Annotated in this window: 1 protein-coding gene and 1 pseudogene; both read left to right on the forward strand. The window is 25.5% G+C overall.

Annotated features, from left to right (window positions below):
* Nucleotides 1-141 precede the first annotated feature (141 nt).
* The gene (locus tag ACOTVC_RS08960) at nt 142-492 is read left to right on the forward strand and encodes a hypothetical protein (RefSeq protein WP_214099787.1); all 351 of its coding nucleotides are present in this window, start codon (nt 142-144) and stop codon (nt 490-492) included.
* Nucleotides 489-683 (forward strand): annotated as a pseudogene (locus ACOTVC_RS08965) (hypothetical protein); the annotation flags it as partial. The gene ACOTVC_RS08960 and the pseudogene ACOTVC_RS08965, both read left to right, overlap by 4 nt.

Raw genomic sequence — 683 nt, forward strand, 5'->3', positions numbered from 1 at the left:
GATGAATTTCTAGCCCTTTATGCTCTTATCAATCGTGCCAGAATGATTAAACAAAATAAGATTAGCTTTATATAAATACTTTCCTTATGATTTAATATAAAAATTTTTAGTTATAATGCTATTTTAACACAAGGATATTTTATGGAAGGCTTAAACTTTTTACAAAAACGTTGGGAAGAAGCTTATGAAGCTATGCCTAAACTTTATGAAATACCAAATGGAACAATAATAAATTTTACCCTTAGTGAAGATACAGACACTATTTTATTTAAAGAACCTTGGGAAAATTTCAAACTAGATAATGAAGATGAAGAAGTAGAATGGAGGCTAAGTTTTTTCAGCATTAGTGAAGATAAGCCTTTAGGATATTTAGAGTATAAAGAAGCTTTAGAAAAATTACAAGAATTTTCTTTAATACAATCAGAAGAAAGGGTTTTAATTAGAGCTATGAGTTTAGAAGAGCTTAAAAAATTAGGATTACACGAGCTATGATACTTCCTCAACCTATATTTTTAAACAGACTTATGCAGTTTTTATCTAGTGAAAATTTAAATCTAAATAATTTTAAAAAAGATATAGAAAACATAATCTCTAAAAAAGACTTACAATTTTTACTAAATTTAAATACAAAAATTATGGGTATTGCTAAAATAATTATTCAAGATAAAAAGGAGGTTGATATA

Source organism: Campylobacter sp. GB48, assembly GCF_049221845.1.
Taxonomy (GTDB): domain Bacteria; phylum Campylobacterota; class Campylobacteria; order Campylobacterales; family Campylobacteraceae; genus Campylobacter_D; species Campylobacter_D lari_C.

Bases quoted from the DNA above. Each gene is read 5' to 3' on its own strand.
- ACOTVC_RS08960 (WP_214099787.1), top strand. From the start codon at position 142: ATGGAAGGCTTAAACTTTTTACAAAAACGTTGGGAAGAAGCTTATGAA.